The following is a 20,066-nucleotide window of genomic DNA, read 5'->3' on the forward strand; positions in this document are numbered from 1 at the left end:
GTTCTCTCATGAAACCTGGTACGACTTTGGCCGCCGTCGCGGCACTCTCCCTGCTCGCCAGCAGTGTCACCCTGGCCGCCGATGGCAAGACCTACAAGATCGGCGCCGCCGTGTACGGGCTCAAGGGCCAGTTCATGCAGAACTGGGTGCGCGAGCTGAAGGAACACCCCGCAGTCAAGGACGGCACCGTGCAGTTGACCGTGTTCGACGGCAACTATGACGCACTGACCCAGAACAACCAGATTGAAAACATGGTGACCCAGCACTACGACGCGATCCTGTTTGTGCCGATCGACACCAAGGCCGGCGTCGGCACCGTGAAGGCCGCCATGAGCAATGACGTGGTGGTGATCGCCTCCAACACCAAGGTGGCCGACGCCAACGTGCCTTATGTCGGCAACGATGACGTGGAAGGCGGTCGCCTGCAGGCCCAGGCCATGGTCGACAAACTCAAGGGCCGCGGCAACGTGGTGATCATCCAGGGCCCGATTGGCCAGTCGGCGCAGATCGACCGCGAAAAGGGCGAGATGGAAGTACTGGGCAAGCACCCGGACATCAAGATCATCGAGAAGAAAACCGCCAACTGGGACCGCGCCCAGGCCCTGGCCCTGACCGAAGACTGGCTGAACGCACACCCCAAGGGCATCAACGGGGTGATCGCGCAGAACGACGACATGGCCCTCGGCGCGGTGCAGGCGTTGAAGTCCCATGGGCTGACGTCCAAGGATGTGCCGGTGACGTCCATCGACGGCATGCCGGATGCGATCCAGGCGGCGAAGAAAGATGAAGTGACCACCTTCCTGCAGGACGCCCAGGCCCAGTCCCAAGGCGCGTTAGATGTGGCGCTGCGGGCGCTTGCAGGCAAGGATTACAAGCCGCAGTCGGTGATCTGGGAACGTTATGGCAAGGACGTGAAATGGGGTGACGGCACCGCCAGGAACTACATCCTGCCGTGGGTGCCGGTGACCAATGCGAATGCGGATGCGCTGTATCAGCAGGTGAGCGGTACGAAGTAAGTTTTGACTTGAAACCCGGTCAAGTGTGGGAGCGGGCTTGCTTGCGAAAGCGGTGGATCATTCAACAGATGTGCCACCTGATACACCGCTTTCGCGAGCAAGCCCGCTCCCACATTGGATCTTCACCGATCTGAAAAATGGAGTCATGTTCATGTCTGGATTCTGGAATCAAGCCTTCGACCTCACCGGCCGCTGCGCCGTGATCACCGGCGGGGCCGCCGGGATCGGTCTGGCTTGTGCCAGCCTGCTGGTGGAACGCGGCGCGCGGGTGGCCCTGCTGGACCGCGACCCGGCCGTGGTCGAAGTCGCCGCCAGCCTCGGCGCCGGGAACATCGGCATCGCCGTGGACCTGCGCCAACTCGACCAGGTGCACAGCACCGTCGATTACGTATTCGATCACTTCAAACGCCTGGATTACCTGATCAACAGCGCCGGCGTCGCCCTGCTGGACAAGGCCCTGGACGTCAGCGAAAACGCCTGGGACACCACTCTCGACATCAACCTCAAGGCCAGTTTCTTCGTGGCCCAGGCCTGCGCCAGGCACATGCTTGCCCAGGGCAGCGGGCGCATCGTCAACCTCGCCTCCCAAGCGGCGGTGATCGGCCTGGACCGTCACGTCGCCTACTGCGCCAGCAAGGCCGCCGTGGTCGGCATGACCAAGGTGCTCGCCATGGAATGGGCGCCGCATATCAACGTCAACGCCATCTCCCCGACCATCGTCGAAACCGCCCTCGGCAAAAAGGCCTGGGCCGGCGAGCTGGGGGAACGGGCCAAATTGCAGATCCCGGCGGGCCGCTTTGCCCAGCCGGAAGAAATCGCCGGGCTGGCGTTGTACCTGCTCAGCGACGCCGCACAGATGATCACCGGGGAAAACGTGGTGATCGACGGTGGCTACAGCATCCAGTAATTGATCCTTTGTCGTGAGGTTTATCGTCATGTCTACCGTTACCGAACGCACTGCCGAACAACTGTCCCCCGTCATTCCGAAAACCATGCAGGCCGTGGTCTGTCACGGCCCCGAAGACTATCGCCTGGAGACCGTCGATGTGCCGACGCCCGGCCCCGACGAGATCCTCACCAAGGTCGAGCTGTGCGGCATCTGCATGGGCGACATCAAGACCTACCGCGGCGCGCCCTCGTTCTGGGGCGACGCCGAGCAGCCGCGCTACGTGAAGCCGCCGATGATTCCCGGCCACGAGTTTGTCTGCCGCGTGGTCGCCCTTGGCCCCGGCGCGGAAAAGCGCGGGGTGAAGGTCGGCGACCGGGTGATTTCCGAACAGATCGTGCCGTGCTGGGGCTGCCGCTTCTGCAACCACGGCCAGTACTGGATGTGCCAGAAACACGACCTGTACGGCTTCCAGAACAACGTCCAGGGCGCCATGGCCCAGTACATGATCTTCACCAAGGAAGGCATCATCCACAAAGTACCGGACTCGATTGCCCCGGACGAAGCCATCCTGATCGAACCCCTGGCCTGCTCGCTGCACGCGGCGGAACGGGCGAATGTGGATTTCGACGACATCGTGGTGGTGGCCGGCGCCGGCACCCTGGGCCTGGGGATCATCGGTGCGGTGCGCATGCGCAACCCGAAAAAACTCATCGTGCTCGACATGAAACCCGAACGCGCTGCCCTCGCCCTGCGCATGGGTGCGGATGAAGTGTGGAACCCGGCTGAAGTCGACGTGATGGCGAAGATTCGCGAGATCACCGACGGCTACGGTTGCGACATCTACATCGAAGCCACCGGGCACCACAAGGCGGTGAACCAGGGCCTGGCGATGTTGCGCAAGCTGGGGCGCTTCGTGGAATTCAGCGTGTTCAACGACGAGGCCACGGTGGACTGGTCAATCATCGGTGACCGCAAGGAACTGGACGTGCTGGGCTCGCACCTCGGCCCCTACATGTACCCGCGCGCCATCGACTTTATCGGCAACCGCAAGATCGACATGCGCGACGTGGTGACCCACAAGTTTGCCCTGGCGGACTTCAAGGAAGCGTTTGCGGTGATGGAGCGCGGGGACAAGTCGCTTAAAGTCGTCCTGGAACCCTGATTGGCCCAATAACCCAAAACCCTGCGGGCGCCGGGCTCTTTGTGGGAGCTGGCTCCCACACCAAGAACAAGAACACAGGAAACCGCGTTATGAATCGAGTGATAAACGATCCCGACCAGGTGGTCGAGGACATGCTGCGGGGTATTCTGGTCGCGCACCCCGAGCTGCGCCAATACGAAACCAATCCCCGGGTGATCGGCAAGGCCAAGCCGTCACCACAGGGCCGCGTGGGCATCGTGACCGGCGGCGGCTCCGGCCATGAACCGGCGTTCCTTGGCTATGTCGGCCCGGGCCTGGTGGACGCCGTGGCCGTCGGCGAAATCTTCTCCTCGCCCACCGCCAAAAGCTTCTTCGACGCCTTCCGTGCCGCCGACCACGGCGCCGGCGTGGCGTGCCTGTACGGCAACTATGCCGGCGACAACATGAACGTGAAGCTGGCGATGAAGATGGCCGCCAGCAAGGACATGCGCATCCGCACCGTGGTCGCCAACGACGACGTGGCCTCGGCGCCCAAGGCCGACATCGCCAAGCGTCGCGGCGTGGCAGGCGAGATCTTCATGTGGAAGGTCGGCGGTGCGGCCGCGGCCCAGCATTACGACCTGGACGGGGTGATTCGTGTCGCCCAGAAAGCGGTCGACAACTGCCGCTCCATCGGCATCGGCCTCACGCCCTGCACCATCGCAGCGGTGGGCAAGCCGAACTTCCAGATTCCCGACGGGCAGATGGAATTGGGCATCGGCCATCACGGCGAGCCGGGCATCGAAGTCATCGCCATCGAATCCGCCGAAGCCATGGCCGCGCGCATGCTCGCACCGATCCTCGCCGACCGCGACTTCAGCCAGGACGACAGCGTGGTGGTGCTGGTCTCGGGCCTGGGTGCGACGCCGGTGATGGAACTTTACATTTTCTACGCCGAGGTTGAACGTCAGCTGCAAGCCAGGGGCTTGAAGATTCACCGCTGCTACGTGGGCAACTACTTCACCTCCCTGGAAATGATGGGCGTGACCCTGACCTTGCTGGGCCTGGACGCCGAGCTGAAATCCCTGATCGACCAACCCTGCCGTTCCATCGGCATGACCCAGGCGGACTAAACCATGAGCCAGCATTTCTCCACCCACGACGGCAGCGCCATCGTCGCCGACCTGGTCAGCGTGATCGTTGCCAACCGCGAGTACCTGAGCGAAGTCGACGGCGCCATTGGCGATGGCGACCACGGCATCAACATGGCCAAGGGATTTGCCCATTGCGGGCGCACGATTGAAGGCCGCCAGCTGACCCTGGCCGAAGCCTTGGATGAGTTGACACTGAGCCTGATGGAAGGCATCGGCGGCTCCATGGGGCCGTTGTATGGCAGCCTGTTTATCGGCATGGCGGATGAGGTGCGCGGCAGCGAACAGATTGACGCGGCGACCTTTGCCCATTTGCTGCGGGGCGGGTTGACCTCGTTGCAGGACATCACCGAAGCCGGCGTGGGTGACAAGTGTTTGATGGATACCTTGATTCCGGCGGTGGAAGCGTTTGAACAGGCCAATGGGTCGGGGGCGTCATTCAGTGAGGCGTTGGAGGTGATGAAAAGTGCTGCTTCGCGGGGGCGGGATTCCACCAGGGATCTGGTGGCGAAGATTGGGCGTGCCAGCCGCCTGGGCGAGCGCTCGTTGGGCGTGCTGGATGCCGGGGCGGTATCGTGCTGCTTGATACTGACGCGATTGGCGGATTCGGTTCAACCGCGGTTGGTGTAGTGCTTGAAATGACCCCTTCGCGAGCAAGCCCGCTCCCACCTTCGACCGAATTCCATCTTTGGAATGCCGTCGAAGGTGGGAGCGGGCTTGCTCGCGAAGGCAGCAACACACTTAACCCGTGAAGCACCTAACCCGCCGCGATCAAACCTTCAACCTGGCTACCTGCTTCACCTGCTCTATATACCGCGCCACCGCCGGCGCCTTTTCAAAGCGCCGGTAAATCAGCGACAACCAGGACGACGCCTCGCTGCCTTCGATGCTGCGGTACACGACATTCGGCAAGCTCACATGCCCCACCACCGACTCCGGCACTACCGCCACGCCCTGCCCCAGTGACACCAACGCAATCACCGCCACCAAACCACCCGGCTGCGGCCCCAGTCGCGGCGCATAACCACCCTGCGCTGCCACGTGCAGCGTGCCACTGATCTGCTCGGGCAAGATGAAGGTCTCGTTCTGCAGGTGCTCGCAACTGATTGCCTTCAACCCCAGCAGCCACGAATCCTGGGGCAACGCCAGCACAAACCCTTCACTGCTCAACCGCACCGCTTCGACCCCATCAGGCAAGGTCATCGGCGAACGAATGTAGCCAATGTCGAAACGCCCCTCCGCCACCAGCCCCGGCAACGCCGCCATGGGGCTCTCACGCACGCTGAGGCTCACGTCCGGGCAGTTCGCGCAGAACGACTGCACCTGGCGCTGCAACAACCCCGAATACACCGCCGACGCCACATAACCCAGTTCGATATGACCGATTTCGCCGCGCCCGGCGCGCTGGGCATTGCGTTGGGCAAACTCGAACTGGCGCACGGTGGCCTCTGCCTCGATCAGCAAGGCCGCGCCCGCCTCGGTCAGGCTGACCTCGCGCTGGCGGCGGATAAACAAGCGCGTACCGAGGGTGGTTTCCATGTCCTGGATCTGCCGGCTCAGGGTCGGCGGCGCGATACCCAGCTGTTCGGCAGCACGGGTGAAATTGCGTTGCCGGGCAACCGCCAGGAAGTAGCGGAAATGACGTATTTCCATCACAGGATTAGCTCAAAGGTAATGAAGTTCTGTATGGCGCCTAACAAGGACGCCACCTGCCGGGGATAAGCTCGCGGTACGTTCACAGTAGAGAGGCTTTCCCATGTTCGTCAAATCATTGGTCCTGGTGCTTGCCGGTCTTTGCACCGTGCCCGCAGCGCTGGCCGCAGAAGCCCCCGCAAGCATTGCCCACAAGGCAATCCTGAGCCTGGCAACGGCCCAGCAGATCGCCGCACACGCGCGCAAGGTCGCCGCCGACAAGGGCTGGCCCTGCGCCGTAGCCATCGTCGATGACGGTGGCTGGCCGATCCTGACGCTGCGCATGGATGGCGCTCCCGTGGTGGCCGGTATTGAGCTGGCCCAGGGCAAGGCGCGCACTTCCGCGCTCTTCAAGCGGCCGTCCGGGGATCTGGAAAACGCCATCAACAATGGCCGCCCGGCAGCCATCACCGCCGGCCTGTTGATGATGAAGGGCGCCCAGCCAATCATCCTTGAAGGCCGGGTAGTAGGCGCCATCGGCATCAGCGCAGATACTCCGGCCCACGATGACGAGATCGCCCTCGCGGCGGTGGCTTCGGTGCAGCCATGAGCAAGGTCAGCCCGCGCCTGACGCTGCTGACCGCCTCCGGGGTCTGTTCGCTGATCGTGCTCGACACCAATATCGTCGCCGTGACCCTGCCGAGCATCGCCCGGGACCTGGGGGCGAATTTTGCCGATATCGAATGGGTGGTCAGCGCTTATATGCTGGCCTTCGCCGCCCTGTTATTGCCGGCCGGAAGCATTGCCGACCGCTTTGGCCGCAAGAAGACCCTGGTCTGGGGCCTGGGTATTTTCATCCTCGCCTCCCTCGGCTGCGGTGCGGCGCCGAATGCGTTGCTCCTGGATATCGCTCGCGCCGTCAAAGGTGTCGGCGCAGCGCTGCTGCTGACCTCGGCCCTGGCCTCCATCGGCCATACCTTCCATGACGAAGTGGAACGCGCCAAGGCCTGGGCCTTCTGGGGCGCGTGCATGGGCGTGGCGATGACCGCCGCACCGACCCTCGGCGGGTTGATTACCCAGTACCTGGGCTGGCGCTGGATTTTCTATCTGAATTTGCCGGTCGGCCTGGTGCTGATGGGACTGGTGCTGCGCGCGATTCCGGAATCCCGCGATGCCCAGGCTGCAAGGCTCGACCCTTGGGGCAGCCTGAGTTTCAGTGCCAGCCTGCTGTGCCTGATCTGGGGCTTGATCGAAGCCAACCGTATCGGCTGGGACAACCCGCTGACTTATGCGCGGCTGCTGGTAGGCGCTGCGTTGCTGGGTGTTTTTGTACTCGCCGAACGCCTGCAACAGCGGCCCATGGTCGACCTGCAACTGTTCAGGCACCCGCGCTTTATCGGCGCACTGCTGGGGATGTTCGCCTACGCCGGCTGTGCCCAGGTGATGATGACGCTGCTGCCGTTCTACCTGCAAAACGGCCTGGGGTTCTCCGCGATTGCCTCCGGGCTGGGCATGTTGCCGTTTGCCTTGACCATGTTGATTTGTCCGCGGATAGGCGCCCGACTGGCTAGCCGTTTTGCCCCGGCCACTCTGATGGCGACGGGGCTGGCGTTGGTGGGGTGCGGCAACCTGCTGAGTGCCTGGGCGGTCAATATCGGCGGCTATCTGCCGTTCGCCCTGGCGATTGCCGTCACGGGGGCCGGCGCGGGATTGCTCAATGGCGATACGCAGAAAAACATCATGGCTTGCGTGCCACGGGACCGCGCGGGGATGGCGTCGGGTATGAGCACCACCATGCGCTTCAGCGCGATCATGTTGGCGATCGGGGTGTATGGGGCGTTGTTGAGCAGCCATAGCGAACAGTTGCTGCACACGAGCATCGGCTCCCAGTGGCAGGAACAGGCGGCAGGGATTGCTTCACGGGTAGTGGCGGGCGATATGCCGGCGGCCATGGCGTTGCTGCCCGAGTCCGCGCGGGACACGGTGCAGCCACTGGCGCGGCAGGCGTTTGTCGGTGGGTTCAGCGTGGTGTTGTGGGTGGCGGGGTTGTTGGGTTTGCTGGGGGCGCTGGTGGTGGGCTCGTTGATGCGGCATCCCATACCGGCGGTGCCTCAGGCCTCGTTACTAGCTCGGTAATGTGACCAACACAAAACCAATGTGGGAGCGGGCTTGCTCGCGAAGGCGGTGTGTCAGTCACAGATGTATTGACTGACACACCGCCTTCGCGAGCAAGTCGAATCGTCGCACCGCCGCTCCCACATTTTGATCTTCGAACGTCAGCTGGAATTGTTACCAGAAACGCTGCTGGGTCAGGCGACTCCACCAAGTCAGCAGCACCCGGTCGACCGAACCGCTGGCCGCCAGGCCCACCCGCTCCTGCAGGCTTTTACGCTCGGCATAGTGCAGGTGGAACACCTCGGCGGTCTTGGCCTTGGTCGCCAGGTATTCGTCGCTGGTTTGCAGCTGGTCCACCAGTTGCTTGTCCAGCGCCGCGACACCCAGCCAGACTTCGCCGGTGGCCACATCATCAATCGCCAGCTGCGGGCGGTAGCGCGACACGAAGTTCTTGAACAGTTGATGGGTGATGTCCAGGTCTTCCTGGAACTTCTCGCGGCCCTTCTCGGTGTTTTCGCCAAACACGGTCAGGGTGCGTTTGTATTCACCGGCGGTCAGCACTTCGAAGTCGATGTCGTGCTTCTTCAGCAGGCGGTTGACGTTGGGCAACTGCGCCACCACGCCAATCGAGCCAAGGATGGCAAACGGTGCGCTGATGATCTTCTCGCCGATGCACGCCATCATGTAGCCGCCGCTGGCCGCGACCTTGTCGATGCACACGGTCAACGGCACGCCCGCCTCGCGGATACGCGCCAGTTGCGACGACGCCAGGCCGTAGCTGTGAACCATGCCGCCGCCGCTTTCAAGGCGCAGCACCACTTCGTCCTTGGGCGTGGCCAGGCTCAGCAGTGCCGTGATTTCATGGCGCAGGCTTTCGGTGGCCGAGGCCTTGATGTCGCCGTCGAAATCCAGCACGAACACCCGTGGCTTGGCTTCTGGCTTCTTCTTGCCCTTCTTCTTTTCGGCCTTGCCTTCAGACTTGCGCAGGGCCTTGAGCTGGTCCTTGTCGAGCAGGGTCTGCTCCAGGCGCTCACGCAAACCCTTGTAGAAGTCATTGAGCTTGCTGACCTGCAACTGGCCGGCAGCTTTGCGGCGGCCTTTGCTGCGCAGTGCGGCGAAACTGATCAGCACCACCAGGATGGCGACGACCAGGGTGACGGTTTTAGCCAGGAAAGTAGCGTACTCGGCCAGAAAATCCATGTGACTCCTTACAAGTGCAGTGCGCCAGGCGCGGATTGCCCAAGCATACCGACGCCACCGCCATGGGGCCAGTGATCAAACCGCCAGCAGCGGGCCTCTAACGACCTTTTAAAACAAGCGTATGTTTTTTCATTGACAGCTTCCCGGCATCCTCATAACCTCGCCAGACTTTCAACGTACCGGGAAAACGGACGTGGGCAGCATCTACCTGATTCGACATGGCCAGGCCTCCTTCGGTGCAGACGACTACGACGTGCTGTCGCCCATCGGTGTGCAACAGGCGCAAGTGCTTGGCCGCCACCTGGCGGAACTGGGCCTGGGCTTCGACCGCTGCCTGTCAGGCGACCTGCGCCGCCAGCAGCACACTGCTACCGCCGCCTTCGAACAATACAGCGCCCTCGGCCTGCCGGTACCCACGCTGGAAATCGACAGCGCGTTCAACGAGTTCGACGCCGAGGCGATCATCCGCGCCCTGCTCCCGGACTTGCTGCACAGCGAACCCGAAGCCCTGCATATCCTGCGCAACGCCGCGCAAAACCGTGGCGAATTCCAGCGCATCTTTTCCCTGATCATCGAACGCTGGCTGGCCGGCACCTACGACCCGCCGGGCCTGGAAAGCTGGCTGGGATTTGTCGAACGTGTCCAGGGTGGCCTGCAACGCCTCCTCGAAGCCGCCGACAACCGTGACAAGATCGCCGTGTTCACCTCCGGCGGCACCATCACTGCCCTGCTCCACCTGATTACCCGAATGCCTGCCGCACAGGCCTTCGAACTGAACTGGCAAATTGTTAACACCTCGCTCAACCAACTGAAATTCCGTGGTCGCGAGGTGGCACTGGCTTCCTTCAACAGCCATACCCACTTGCAACTGTTGAAGGCGCCGCAGCTCATCACTTTCCGATGAATTGCGGCCAACCGTGACCCCAAGGTCACTGGACTCACCATAAAAGGATCGAAACCATGACTGACGTAGCTAAAGCCGTAGAAGCAATGAAAGCCAAATTCAACCCAGCCGCTGCCGACGGCCTGGACCTGGTGTTCGGTTTCCGTATCGACGACACCCAGAACTTCTCGCTGGTCGTGAAAAACAAAACCTGCGAACTGCTGGAAGGTGAAAACCCGGACGCCCAAGTCACCCTGGTGATGGACGGCGACACCATGAAAGGCATCGTCAGCGGCGAAACCGACGGCATGCAGGCATTCATGGGCGGCAAACTGCGCACTGAAGGCGACATGATGCTGGCCATGAAATTGAGCGAGCTGTTCCCGGCCTGATCAGGGCAACCCTGGCAAGACCCGTGTGGGAGCGGGCTTGCTCGCGAAAGCGGTGTATCAGCGCAGGATTTGTTGGCTGACCCACCGCTTTCGCGAGCAAGCCCGCTCCCACATTTTGATTGTGCTGTTTTCAGGTTTTTTGCTGCAACAACAGCGCCACCAACGCACTCCACCCTGTCTGATGCGAAGCCCCCAACCCCCGCCCGGTCTCGCCATGAAAATACTCATGGAACAACACCAGGTCGCGGCTCGCCGGGTCCGCCTCCAACTGTGTATACCCCACCATCGACGGCCTTGAACCGTTCTCATCCCTCAGAAACAGGCTCGTCAACCGCTGGCTCAGCCCCTGCGCAACCTCCTCCAACGACGCCAGATACCCACTCCCCGCCGGATACTCCACCGAGAAATTATCCGCGTAGTAGCGGTGAAACTCCCGCAGCGACTCAATCAGCATGTAGTTGACCGGCATCCACAACGGCCCGCGCCAATTGGAGTTACCGCCGTACAGCCGCGAATCCGACTCCGCCGGCTCATAGCGGGCACACAGGGTATTGCCATTCATCTTCAGCGCCAGCGGTTCCTCGGCGAACGCTTTCGACAGCGACCGCACCCCAAAGGTGGAGAGAAACTCCGACTCATCCAGCATCCGCCGCAGCAAATCCTTGGTCCGCTCACCCCGCAACAGCGCCAGCAGCAGGCGATTACCCTGCCCCGGCTCGTTCCAGCGCGACACCAGCTTGGCCAGGTCCGGCCGGTGTTTCATAAAACCCAGCAATCGCTCGCGCAACCCCTCCAGCCCTTCATGCTCGCGCTGCTCCAGCACCAGCACCGCAAACAGCGGCATCAGGCCGACGATGGAGCGCAGGCGCACCGGTTCGCTTTCACCGCCAGGCCGATGCAGCACGTCATAGAAAAACTGGTCCTGCTCATCCCACAAGCCTTCATCGCCATTGTCGACGCGGTTGATCGCCCCGGCGATGTACAGGAAGTGCTCGAAGAATTTCACCGCAATATCCACATACACCACGTTACGCTTGGCCAGCTCCAGGCCGATGCGCATCAGGTCCAGGGCATAGGCGGCCACCCAGGCAGTGCCGTCCGCCTGGTCCAACTGATAACCCGGCGGCAAATCAGCCGAGCGATCAAACAGCGCAATGTTGTCCAGCCCGAGAAACCCACCCTGGAACAGGTTGCGGCCCTCGGCGTCCTTGCGGTTGACCCACCACGAGAAATTCAGCAGCAGCTTGTGGAAGATCCGCTCGAGGAAATCCATGTCGCCCACGCCATTCAGCGCCTTGTCCTGCTGATACACCCGCCAACTGGCCCAGGCATGCACCGGCGGGTTGGCGTCGTCAAAACGCCACTCGTAGGCCGGCAACTGACCGTTGGGGTGCATGAAGCGGTCTTTCACCAACAGCAACAGTTGCTGCTTGGCATAACCGGGGTCGATCAGGGCAACGGCCACCGCCTGGAACCCCTGGTCCCAGGAGGCATACCACGGATATTCCCAAGTGTCGGGCATCGAGAGAATGTCGAAATTCGACAAGTGCCGCCAATGGGTATTGCGGATATGCAAACGCTCGGGCGGCGGCGCGGGCTGGGCCGGGTCGCCGTCGAGCCATTGATTCACGTCGAAGTAGTACAGCTGTTTGGACCACAGCAACCCGGCCAGGGCCTGGCGCTGCACATTGCGTGCGTCTTCATCGGCGATGCCCTGTTGCAGCGCCGCGTAAAAGTCATCGGTCTCCTGGCGGCGCTCTTCGAATAGCTTGCGCGCATTGATCCACGGCGCCTCCACCGGGGCGAAGCGCAGGTACAGGGTTTTGCTTTCCTGGCCCGCCAGCTCGAGGATGAAACGCGCGGCCACTTTCGTGCCCGAATCCCGGCGAATCGCCGATTCCAGGCCCGTAGTCACATAGTCGTTGATCCCGTCCTTGAACGGCCCCGGCGCCGGTTGCCCGTCCAGCCTGGGGTAGTTGGTTTCGTTCTCGCAGAACAGCCATTCGACCCCGTCCTGGCCCCAGGCACTGAGGTGGCGATCGAACAGCTCATGGTGCCGCGCCACCACCTGTTCGCCCTCCAGGCGCAATTCAGGCTTGGGGGCATCGTGGGTCCAACTCCAGTCGTTGCGCGCCCACAGGTGCGGCAACACCTGCAGGCGTGTGGATTGGTCCGAACGGTTGTGCACGGTAATGCGCATGAACACATCATCGGGCTGGTGCTTGGCGTATTCGACGGTGACATCGCAATAGCGGTTGTCTTCGAAAACCCCGGTATCGAGGATCTCGTATTCGGCATCTCCAAGGCCACGGCGGGCGTTCTCGGTGATCAGGTCATCGTAGGGAAAGGCCGCGTGAGGGTATTTGTAGAGCATGCGCATGTAGGCATGGCTCGGCACGCCATCGACGAAAAAGTACAGTTCCTTGACGTCTTCGCCGTGGTTGCCCTCGGCGTTGTTCAGGCCGAACAGGCGCTCCTTGATGATCGCGTCGCGCTCGTTCCACAGCGCCAGGCCCAGGCACCAGCGCTGGGCCTTGTCGCTGAAGCCCGCCAGGCCATCCTCGCCCCAGCGGTAGGCGCGGCTGCGGGCATGTTCGTGGGGGAAGTAGCGCCAGGCATCGCCGTCGGCGCTGTAGTCTTCGCGCACCGTGCCCCATTGCCGCTCGCTCAGGTAGGGGCCCCAGTCACGCCAGCGCTCGCCGTCAGGCTTGGCCAGGCGCTGGCCTTCAATCGTTTCCAGAATGTTCGTCGCAGGCTGTGCCGTCATCGAGTCTTCCGTCGCGTTCAGAGGTGACGGCCAGTGTAGAGCCCTTCGACGGTGAGATGCACGTGAAGCTGACGTCATCCAGCTCATTCATTTGCAGAATGAAGTCCAGAGGAATCTTCGTTTGCAAGGCGTCGGCAGGCCCAACAAAATCAGGCAACCGTGCCTTTCCTCTCTATAGCCGCCAGGAATTTTTCTATGTCCACCGTCAGCCCTGACGAGATTCGCAAAGGCTTCTCCAAAGCCATGTCCGACATGTACCGCGATGAAGTGCCGCTGTACGGAGCGTTGATGGAACTGGTGGCCGAGACCAATGCCCACGTGCTCGACACCGACGCAGGCCTGGCTCATCAACTGCAACGCACCGGGGAAATCCAGCGCCTGGACAGGGAGCGCCACGGCGCCATCCGCCTGGGCACCGCTGAAGAACTGGCGACCATCAGCCGCCTGTTTGCGGTGATGGGCATGCAGCCGGTGGGCTATTACGACCTCACGCCGGCCGGGGTGCCGGTGCATTCCACAGCCTTTCGCGCCGTGCATGAAAGCGCCCTGCAAACCAGCCCCTTCCGGGTGTTCACTTCGCTGCTGCGCCTGGAGCTGATCGAAAACCCGGAACTGCGGGCCTTCGCCCAGTCAGCCCTGGCCAAGCGTTCGATCTTCACCCCACGCGCCCTTGAGTTGATCCAGCAAGCCGAAGCCGACGGCGGCCTCGATGCCGCCCATGCCGAAGAGTTTATCCAGCAAGCCCTGGAAACCTTCCGCTGGCACCACACCGCCACCGTCACGGCCGCGCAATACCAGCAACTAAGCGACCAGCACCGGCTGATCGCCGACGTGGTCGCCTTCAAGGGCCCGCACATCAACCACCTGACACCGCGCACCCTGGACATTGACCAGGTGCAGGCCGCAATGCCCGGCAAAGGCATCACCCCCAAGGCGGTGATCGAAGGCCCGCCCCGCCGCCAGTGCCCGATACTGCTGCGCCAGACCAGCTTCAAGGCCCTGGATGAAGCCATTGCCTTTACCGATGCCAAGGGCAGCCACAGCGCGCGCTTTGGTGAAATCGAACAACGCGGCGTGGCGCTGACCCCCAAGGGCCGCGCGCTGTACGACCAATTGCTGAATGCCGCACGGGATGAATTGAGCGCGTTTCCGAATGAGGCCAATGCCGGGCGCTACACCGAATTGATGGAGCAGCACTTCCAGGCGTTTCCCGATAATTACCAGCAGATGCGCGAACAGGAGCTGGCGTACTTCCGCTATTTCGTAACCGAGAAAGGCTTGGCCGCCCAGGACAAGTTTAAAACCCTGGACGAACTTATCGCCGCCGGCCACGTGGACGTGGAGCCGTTGGTGTACGAAGATTTTCTGCCGGTGAGTGCGGCGGGGATTTTCCAGTCGAACCTGGGGGATGCGGCGCAGAGTCACTACGCGGCCAACTCCAACCAGGCCGAGTTTGAAAAGGCCCTGGGTCGCCAGACTATCGACGAGTTGAAGTTGTACGGTGAAACCCAGCAGCGCTCGATTGACGAATGCAAGCGCGCGCTGCTGGCTTGAAAGAGAGAGTTCGCCCGGCCACAGCGCATTCCATGCGCCGTCTAAGAGCCCCAGTGCCGGGCGAACGGTTGGCATGATAGGCAGCGGCGGTGCTGCTGTCTTTCGGGCAATTCTGAACAAATCTTCTACTTGGCCGTCGCTTTCTCCAGTTGCTCGACGATCTTGTCTTTGATCAACAGGCGTTTCTTCTTCAGCTTCTCCAGCTCCTCGTCACCGCCGCTTGAGGACTCAAGCTCCAGCACCTCCTTGTCGGCGCTGTCGTATTGGTGGAGCAGCGAATCCAATCGGTTATCGCTCGCCCTGCGTTCATGAATAGCTTCCTTGCTCAAACCCAGGTCCTGATACAGGTCGTGTTTCACTGGCATGGAGTACCTCCGCAAGTTGATCATTGACTGAATGCCCCTTGAAGCTAGCCCATCCGGCGGGCTCTTGTCATGTTTGAGATCAACCTGTCGCGTTTGCGTCCCCGTTCGTCGCGGGGCAGACGATTTCATAAAACCTTTGGCGCACGCTGCCCTCCACTGTAGATCGTCACCCGATGGAGAACAGGTTCCATGAATCACGCTGCCAACGCTGTCGACACCCAGTGCATCAACACCATTCGTACCCTCGCCATGGACGCTGTGCAAAAGGCCAACTCCGGCCACCCCGGCACGCCCATGGGCCTGGCGCCCGTCGGTTACACCTTGTGGAGCCGCTTCCTGCGTTATCACCCCGAGCACCCCGACTGGCCCAACCGTGACCGTTTCGTATTGTCGGTGGGCCATGCCTCGATGCTGTTGTATTCGCTGTTGCACCTGGCGGGCGTGGTGGAGATTGACGCCCACGGCAAGCGCTCCGGCCAGCCGGCCATCAGCCTGGACGACATCAAGCAGTTCCGGCAGATGAGCTCCAAAACTCCCGGCCACCCCGAATACCGCATGACCACCGGCGTGGAAACCACCACCGGCCCACTCGGCCAGGGGTGCGCCAACAGCGTCGGCATGGCCATGGCCGAGCGTTGGCTGGCCAAGCGTTTCAACCGTGACGACCAGGTGCTGTTCGACTACAACGTCTACACCCTGTGCGGCGACGGCGACATGATGGAAGGCATCAGCAGCGAAGCCGCGTCCATCGCCGGGCACTTGAAGCTGGAGAACCTGTGCTGGATCTACGACAACAACACCATCAGCATTGAAGGCCACACTGAACTGGCCTTCAGCGAAGACGTGATCAAGCGTTTCCAGGCTTATGGCTGGCACACCTTGCACGTCACCGATGCGAACAACCTGCTGGCCCTGAGCGACGCGCTGAGCACGTTCCAGAAAAACACTGGGGCACCGACGCTGATCGTGGTCGACAGCGTGATCGGCTATGGCTCGCCCCACAAGCACAACACCGCGTCGGCCCATGGCGAGCCTTTGGGCGAAGAAGAAATCCGCCTGACCAAAGCCGCGTACGGCTGGCCCGAAGACTCAAGCTTCCTGGTGCCGGATGAAGCGCGCACGGTCCTGCGGGATGCACTGCTCAAGCGCAGCAAGCCGCTGTATGAGCAATGGACTGAGACCCTGTCCCACCTCGAACAGTACGAACCGGAACTGGCCGATGAACTGCGCCGCATGCGTGCCGGCGAGATGCCCGAGCATTGGCAGGAGCAACTGCCGAGCTTTGCCACTGATGCCAAAGGCGTCGCCAGCCGTGCCGCCGGTGGCGAGGTGTTGAATGCGTTTGCCAAGCAGATCCCATGGCTGCTGGGGGGCTCGGCCGACTTGTCGCCGTCCACCAAGACCAACCTGACGTTCGACGACGCCGGGCGCTTCAGCGCCGAGAACTACGGCGGGCGCAACCTGCACTTCGGCATTCGTGAACATGCCATGGGCGCGATTGCCAACGGCATGGCGCTGTCGTACCTGCGGCCGTATACCTCGACCTTCCTGGTGTTCAGCGACTACATGAAGCCGCCGATTCGCCTCGCGGCGATCATGGAGCTGCCGGTGGTGTTCGTGTTTACCCATGACTCGATTGGTGTCGGCGAAGACGGCCCCACTCACCAGCCCATCGAACACCTGACCCAGTTGCGGGCGACGCCGGGTTTGCTGACCCTGCGCCCAGGCGACGCTAATGAAACCCTGGAAGCCTGGAAGATCGCCCTGGCCCAGACCCATCGGCCAACCTGCGTGGTGCTGTCGCGGCAGAACCTGCCGACCCTGGACCGCACGAAATACGCAGCGGCGACGGGTACATCCCGTGGTGCTTATGTGCTGGCCGGCGCCGATAAGCCCCAGGTGATCCTGATGGCCACCGGCAGTGAAGTCAGCCTGGCGGTGGAAGCCTATGAGCAACTGAAGACTGAAGGCGTGGCGGCGCAAGTGGTGTCGATGCCGAGCTGGGAACTGTTCGAAGAACAGGACCAGGCCTACCGCGACAGCGTGCTGCCACCCGCAGTGAAGGCACGACTGGTGGTGGAACAGGCCGGCCCGTTGGGTTGGGATCGCTACGTGGGGCAAACCGGGGCCAAGGTGGTGATGAACAGCTTTGGCGCCTCGGCACCGCTGTCCAAGTTGCAGGCCAAGTTCGGCTTTACCCTGGACAATGTGGTGAAGCTGGCGAAGGAGCAAGTCAGGCTCAACAGCTGACCCAGTGCATGCATGCCGGGCGTGGCCTACCGAGGGAAACCTCGGTGCCATGCCCTGCTGCTCATTTCCCGCCGGTGACATCCAGGAACGTACCGGTGATGAAGGACGCCTCGGCGCCTGCCAGCCACAGGATCGCCCGAGCCACTTCTTCAGGCTGGCCGCCGCGGCCCATGGGGATCGAATCCTTCACGCGATCAACCCGCCCTGGCTCCCCGCCACTGGCGTGAATGTCGGTGTAGATATGCCCCGGGCGGATGCAGTTGACGCGTATTCCCTCCCTGGCCACTTCCTTGGCAAACCCGATGGTGAAGGTCTCGAGAGCCCCCTTTGATGCGGCGTAGTCGACATATTCGTTGGGGCTGCCCAGCCGGGCGGATGCCGACGAGATATTGATCACGGCACCACCCCGCCCCTGGTGACGAAACGACATGCGCTTCACCGCTTGCTGGGCACACAGCATCGGCCCGATCGCGTTGACCGCGAAAATCCGCTGCATCCGCTCGAACGGCAAGTCTTCGACCCGGGACTGCAACGCGTTGATCCCGGCGTTGTTAACCAGCACATCGATGCGCCCGAACGCCCGATCTATCGCCGCAAATAACTGGACGACCTGCTCCGGGTCTGCGCTGTCCGCGCGTACGGCCAACGCCCGGCGCCCTGCCGCTTCTACATCCGCCACCACCGCGAGGGCGGCAGACTCATCGGAAACGAAGCTGATCGCCACGTCATAACCTTGTGCGGCGGCCAGCCGCGCGGTGGCGGCGCCAACGCCACGACTTCCACCTGTTATCAGAATCAGCGGTGCCTGCGGGACGGTATCCATTGCGCGAACCTTCATGTGGTGGTGGAAAATGCTTTGCCTGCTGTCAGCCGATCAGGATGGTACCGGTGGCAATCACCACGCACGCCAGCACCTTGCGGACCGTCAGTGTCTCGCCCAGGAAGAAATAGCCGATCAGTGCCGCAAACAGCACGCTGGTCTCGCGCAAGGCCGAGACCGCGCCCATGGGCGCACCGGCCATGGCATAGATAATGATTCCGTAGGCCAGGAGCGACACCAGCCCACCGGCGAAGGCCGTGAAAAACCCGGGCCGCAGGCTGAACAGACTTTTCGGGCCCCGCAGGCCGATATACACCGCCGGCATCAACACGCCCCACAAGGCGCACATCCACACCGTATAGGCCATCGGCGCACCCGACAGGCGCGCGCCGATGCCGTCTGTCACGCTGTAGGCGGCAATGAAACAGCCGGTGCCCAGGGCGTATGGCAGGCTGGGAACGGCGAGCCGGCGCCCCCTGAACGCCAGGGAAATGATGCCGCCCGACACCAGGGCAATGCCCAGAAGCGAGCTGGCCGAGACACTCTCCCCGGCAAACACGGCGGCACCCAGGGTGATCAGCACCGGCGAGGAGCCGCGTGAAATCGGATAGGTCTGCCCCAGGTCTCCGACTTTGTAGCTGCGCACCAGGAACAGGTTGTAGCCCACGTGCAGCACCGCTGACAGCACCACATAAAACCAGCTGGCTGGCGCCGGAGGGTCCAGGAACACCGCAACGCCGCCACTGGCGATAGCGACCGCCAGGCACATCACCGTCATCGACCAGAGTCGGTCGGCGCCGCCACGCAGCAGCGCGTTCCAACTGGCGTGCAGTAAGGCAGCGAAGAGGACCAGGAGAATAATGGGATAAGGCATGCACCCATCCTAAGCAAACCGGCGCCTTAACTGAAGCGAAGTCTGCTCATTGAAGAATGAGCAAATCCTCATGCTTTATTCGTAAGCCAGTCCGGCGTTTACGGCTTCCTGCGTCAGCCATTCACGAAAGCTGACGATATGCGGCTGGGACTCGATGCCTTTGGGGCAGACAAAGTAATAAGCGACCGGTGACGGGAACGGCACATCGAACAGCCTCACCAGGCTGCCATCGCTCAGCTCTGACTCCACATGCCCACTGCGCGCCAATGCAATGCCCTGGCCGAGCAAGGCCGCCTCTATCGTCATGTTGGTATCCGCAAACCTGACACTTTCCTTGAGCGGCGCAATCGCGAGCCCTACGTGCTGGAACCAGACTTCCCACTTCGGCACCAGGTCGGCGCCGTCGCGCATCAGCAAGGGATAGCGCAGCAATTCGGCGGGTGTGTGTGGCCGGCCAAAGCGCTTCAACAGATCGGGACTGGCCACCGGAAAAATCTGCTCGCGGAACAGGAACTCCGAGTACAGCGCCGGGTAATTCCCGTTGCCCAGGCGGATCGCAACATCAGCCTCCGCACTGGAGAAGTTGATGATCTTGTCGCTGGAGTCCAGGGTGACCAATATTTCAGGGTGCCGTTGGGCCAGGCTCGGCAATCGGGGCAGCAGCCATTTCAGCGCGAAGGAATAGGTGGTACTGACCTTGAGCCGGACCCTGCCCTTTTGCTCGCGCAGGTCCGCGAGTGTCGCCTCAAGGTTCATGAAAAACTCGCGCACGATCGGCGCAAGGGCTGCTCCGGCAGGCGTCAGGCTGAGTGACTTGCCCCGCTGGAACAACTGCAACCCCCAGAGTTCTTCAAGGTGTTTGAGCTGATGGCTGACGGCACTCTGGGTGACATGCAACTCTTCTGAAGCCGAAGTGAAGGTTGCGTGGCGTGTGGCAACCTCAAAGGCGCGCAATGTCGAGGTGGGTGGCAGGTCTCTCATGGCATTGCTTCACCGTTTATGAATAGATGCTCATGATAGAACATCTATCCATTGCTC

The 20,066-nt window shown here is 62.1% G+C and carries 18 protein-coding genes; 11 read left to right on the forward strand and 7 right to left on the reverse strand.

Features of this window, described 5'->3' with window-relative positions; translation table 11 throughout:
* Positions 1 to 8: 8 nt before the first annotated feature.
* From ACIOMR_RS12130 to dhaL, 5 genes are all read left to right on the forward strand, one after another.
* A complete protein-coding gene (locus ACIOMR_RS12130; RefSeq protein ID WP_087694868.1) occupies positions 9 to 1,016 on the forward strand; it encodes a substrate-binding domain-containing protein in 1,008 nt (335 codons plus the stop codon).
* Between the two features lie 151 nt (positions 1,017 to 1,167).
* Positions 1,168 to 1,923 (forward strand): SDR family oxidoreductase, encoded by a 756-nt coding sequence (locus ACIOMR_RS12135; RefSeq protein ID WP_087694869.1) that lies wholly within the window; start codon positions 1,168 to 1,170, stop codon positions 1,921 to 1,923.
* 28 nt (positions 1,924 to 1,951) lie between these two features.
* Entirely contained in the window at positions 1,952 to 3,067 is a 1,116-nt protein-coding gene (locus ACIOMR_RS12140) for an erythritol/L-threitol dehydrogenase (protein ID WP_008434653.1), read from the forward strand.
* A gap of 89 nt (positions 3,068 to 3,156) precedes the next feature.
* A complete protein-coding gene (locus ACIOMR_RS12145; protein ID WP_178903700.1) occupies positions 3,157 to 4,158 on the forward strand; it encodes a dihydroxyacetone kinase subunit DhaK in 1,002 nt (333 codons plus the stop codon).
* 3 nt (positions 4,159 to 4,161) lie between these two features.
* Positions 4,162 to 4,806: a dihydroxyacetone kinase subunit DhaL gene (gene dhaL, locus ACIOMR_RS12150; RefSeq protein WP_178912873.1), complete on the forward strand. Its 645-nt coding sequence runs from the start codon at positions 4,162 to 4,164 to the stop codon at positions 4,804 to 4,806.
* A 141-nt stretch (positions 4,807 to 4,947) separates the two neighbouring features.
* Here the strand turns inward: dhaL and ACIOMR_RS12155 are convergent, their stop codons facing one another.
* Positions 4,948 to 5,829 (reverse strand): LysR family transcriptional regulator, encoded by an 882-nt coding sequence (locus ACIOMR_RS12155; RefSeq protein WP_177008646.1) that lies wholly within the window; start codon positions 5,827 to 5,829, stop codon positions 4,948 to 4,950.
* 103 nt (positions 5,830 to 5,932) lie between these two features.
* On the opposite strand from ACIOMR_RS12155, the gene ACIOMR_RS12160 reads away from it, so the two are divergent.
* The gene (locus ACIOMR_RS12160; RefSeq protein WP_219406965.1) at positions 5,933 to 6,418 is read left to right on the forward strand and encodes a heme-binding protein; all 486 of its coding nucleotides are present in this window, start codon (positions 5,933 to 5,935) and stop codon (positions 6,416 to 6,418) included.
* The gene (locus ACIOMR_RS12165; protein WP_401194298.1) at positions 6,415 to 7,944 is read left to right on the forward strand and encodes an MFS transporter; all 1,530 of its coding nucleotides are present in this window, start codon (positions 6,415 to 6,417) and stop codon (positions 7,942 to 7,944) included. The genes ACIOMR_RS12160 and ACIOMR_RS12165 overlap by 4 nt, the downstream gene beginning before the upstream one ends.
* Positions 7,945 to 8,097: 153 nt before the next feature.
* Here ACIOMR_RS12165 and sohB read toward each other — a convergent pair whose 3' ends face one another.
* Entirely contained in the window at positions 8,098 to 9,123 is a 1,026-nt protein-coding gene (gene sohB / locus ACIOMR_RS12170; RefSeq protein WP_008434663.1) for a protease SohB, read from the reverse strand.
* 193 nt (positions 9,124 to 9,316) lie between these two features.
* Between sohB and ACIOMR_RS12175 the strand changes: the two genes are divergently transcribed.
* Together ACIOMR_RS12175 and ACIOMR_RS12180 are read left to right on the forward strand one after the other, a co-directional pair.
* A complete protein-coding gene (locus ACIOMR_RS12175; protein WP_401194301.1) occupies positions 9,317 to 10,027 on the forward strand; it encodes a histidine phosphatase family protein in 711 nt (236 codons plus the stop codon).
* A 56-nt stretch (positions 10,028 to 10,083) separates the two neighbouring features.
* Entirely contained in the window at positions 10,084 to 10,398 is a 315-nt protein-coding gene (locus ACIOMR_RS12180) for an SCP2 sterol-binding domain-containing protein (RefSeq protein ID WP_008434667.1), read from the forward strand.
* 130 nt (positions 10,399 to 10,528) lie between these two features.
* Here the strand turns inward: ACIOMR_RS12180 and ACIOMR_RS12185 are convergent, their stop codons facing one another.
* Positions 10,529 to 13,165 (reverse strand): MGH1-like glycoside hydrolase domain-containing protein, encoded by a 2,637-nt coding sequence (locus ACIOMR_RS12185; protein WP_401194305.1) that lies wholly within the window; start codon positions 13,163 to 13,165, stop codon positions 10,529 to 10,531.
* A gap of 195 nt (positions 13,166 to 13,360) precedes the next feature.
* Between ACIOMR_RS12185 and ACIOMR_RS12190 the strand changes: the two genes are divergently transcribed.
* Complete coding sequence (locus tag ACIOMR_RS12190) at positions 13,361 to 14,719, forward strand: VOC family protein (protein WP_401194308.1); 1,359 nt, start codon at positions 13,361 to 13,363, stop codon at positions 14,717 to 14,719.
* Between the two features lie 125 nt (positions 14,720 to 14,844).
* Here the strand turns inward: ACIOMR_RS12190 and ACIOMR_RS12195 are convergent, their stop codons facing one another.
* Entirely contained in the window at positions 14,845 to 15,084 is a 240-nt protein-coding gene (locus ACIOMR_RS12195; protein WP_003215657.1) for a DUF465 domain-containing protein, read from the reverse strand.
* A 189-nt stretch (positions 15,085 to 15,273) separates the two neighbouring features.
* On the opposite strand from ACIOMR_RS12195, the gene tkt reads away from it, so the two are divergent.
* Positions 15,274 to 17,334, forward strand: a complete 2,061-nt coding sequence (tkt, locus tag ACIOMR_RS12200; RefSeq protein WP_177028416.1) for a transketolase — start codon at positions 15,274 to 15,276, stop codon at positions 17,332 to 17,334.
* A 61-nt stretch (positions 17,335 to 17,395) separates the two neighbouring features.
* Here tkt and ACIOMR_RS12205 read toward each other — a convergent pair whose 3' ends face one another.
* The 3 genes from ACIOMR_RS12205 to gcvA all read right to left on the reverse strand — a co-directional run bounded on the left by ACIOMR_RS12205 (position 17,396) and on the right by gcvA (position 20,009).
* Complete coding sequence (locus ACIOMR_RS12205; RefSeq protein WP_102368785.1) at positions 17,396 to 18,157, reverse strand: SDR family oxidoreductase; 762 nt, start codon at positions 18,155 to 18,157, stop codon at positions 17,396 to 17,398.
* Positions 18,158 to 18,200: 43 nt separating this feature from the next.
* Complete coding sequence (locus tag ACIOMR_RS12210; RefSeq protein ID WP_008434678.1) at positions 18,201 to 19,028, reverse strand: DMT family transporter; 828 nt, start codon at positions 19,026 to 19,028, stop codon at positions 18,201 to 18,203.
* Between the two features lie 75 nt (positions 19,029 to 19,103).
* Complete coding sequence (gene gcvA / locus ACIOMR_RS12215) at positions 19,104 to 20,009, reverse strand: transcriptional regulator GcvA (protein WP_214498929.1); 906 nt, start codon at positions 20,007 to 20,009, stop codon at positions 19,104 to 19,106.
* Positions 20,010 to 20,066: the final 57 nt, after the last annotated feature.

Source organism: Pseudomonas sp. NPDC087814 (assembly GCF_044742865.1).
In the GTDB taxonomy this organism is placed as follows: Bacteria; Pseudomonadota; Gammaproteobacteria; order Pseudomonadales; family Pseudomonadaceae; genus Aquipseudomonas.

What these genes read in the sequence shown, in the direction of transcription:
- ACIOMR_RS12160 (WP_219406965.1), top strand. Translation starts at nt 5,933, where the DNA reads ATGTTCGTCAAATCATTGGTCCTGGTGCTTGCCGGTCTTTGCACCGTG.
- dhaL (WP_178912873.1), top strand. Translation starts at nt 4,162, where the DNA reads ATGAGCCAGCATTTCTCCACCCACGACGGCAGCGCCATCGTCGCCGAC.
- ACIOMR_RS12165 (WP_401194298.1), top strand. Translation starts at nt 6,415, where the DNA reads ATGAGCAAGGTCAGCCCGCGCCTGACGCTGCTGACCGCCTCCGGGGTC.
- tkt (WP_177028416.1), top strand. Translation starts at nt 15,274, where the DNA reads ATGAATCACGCTGCCAACGCTGTCGACACCCAGTGCATCAACACCATT.
- ACIOMR_RS12135 (WP_087694869.1), top strand. Translation starts at nt 1,168, where the DNA reads ATGTCTGGATTCTGGAATCAAGCCTTCGACCTCACCGGCCGCTGCGCC.
- ACIOMR_RS12185 (WP_401194305.1), bottom strand. Translation starts at nt 13,165, where the DNA reads ATGACGGCACAGCCTGCGACGAACATTCTGGAAACGATTGAAGGCCAG.
- ACIOMR_RS12155 (WP_177008646.1), bottom strand. Translation starts at nt 5,829, where the DNA reads ATGGAAATACGTCATTTCCGCTACTTCCTGGCGGTTGCCCGGCAACGC.
- ACIOMR_RS12195 (WP_003215657.1), bottom strand. Translation starts at nt 15,084, where the DNA reads ATGCCAGTGAAACACGACCTGTATCAGGACCTGGGTTTGAGCAAGGAA.
- ACIOMR_RS12190 (WP_401194308.1), top strand. Translation starts at nt 13,361, where the DNA reads ATGTCCACCGTCAGCCCTGACGAGATTCGCAAAGGCTTCTCCAAAGCC.
- ACIOMR_RS12180 (WP_008434667.1), top strand. Translation starts at nt 10,084, where the DNA reads ATGACTGACGTAGCTAAAGCCGTAGAAGCAATGAAAGCCAAATTCAAC.
- sohB (WP_008434663.1), bottom strand. Translation starts at nt 9,123, where the DNA reads ATGGATTTTCTGGCCGAGTACGCTACTTTCCTGGCTAAAACCGTCACC.
- gcvA (WP_214498929.1), bottom strand. Translation starts at nt 20,009, where the DNA reads ATGAGAGACCTGCCACCCACCTCGACATTGCGCGCCTTTGAGGTTGCC.
- ACIOMR_RS12140 (WP_008434653.1), top strand. Translation starts at nt 1,952, where the DNA reads ATGTCTACCGTTACCGAACGCACTGCCGAACAACTGTCCCCCGTCATT.
- ACIOMR_RS12145 (WP_178903700.1), top strand. Translation starts at nt 3,157, where the DNA reads ATGAATCGAGTGATAAACGATCCCGACCAGGTGGTCGAGGACATGCTG.
- ACIOMR_RS12210 (WP_008434678.1), bottom strand. Translation starts at nt 19,028, where the DNA reads ATGCCTTATCCCATTATTCTCCTGGTCCTCTTCGCTGCCTTACTGCAC.
- ACIOMR_RS12130 (WP_087694868.1), top strand. Translation starts at nt 9, where the DNA reads ATGAAACCTGGTACGACTTTGGCCGCCGTCGCGGCACTCTCCCTGCTC.
- ACIOMR_RS12205 (WP_102368785.1), bottom strand. Translation starts at nt 18,157, where the DNA reads ATGGATACCGTCCCGCAGGCACCGCTGATTCTGATAACAGGTGGAAGT.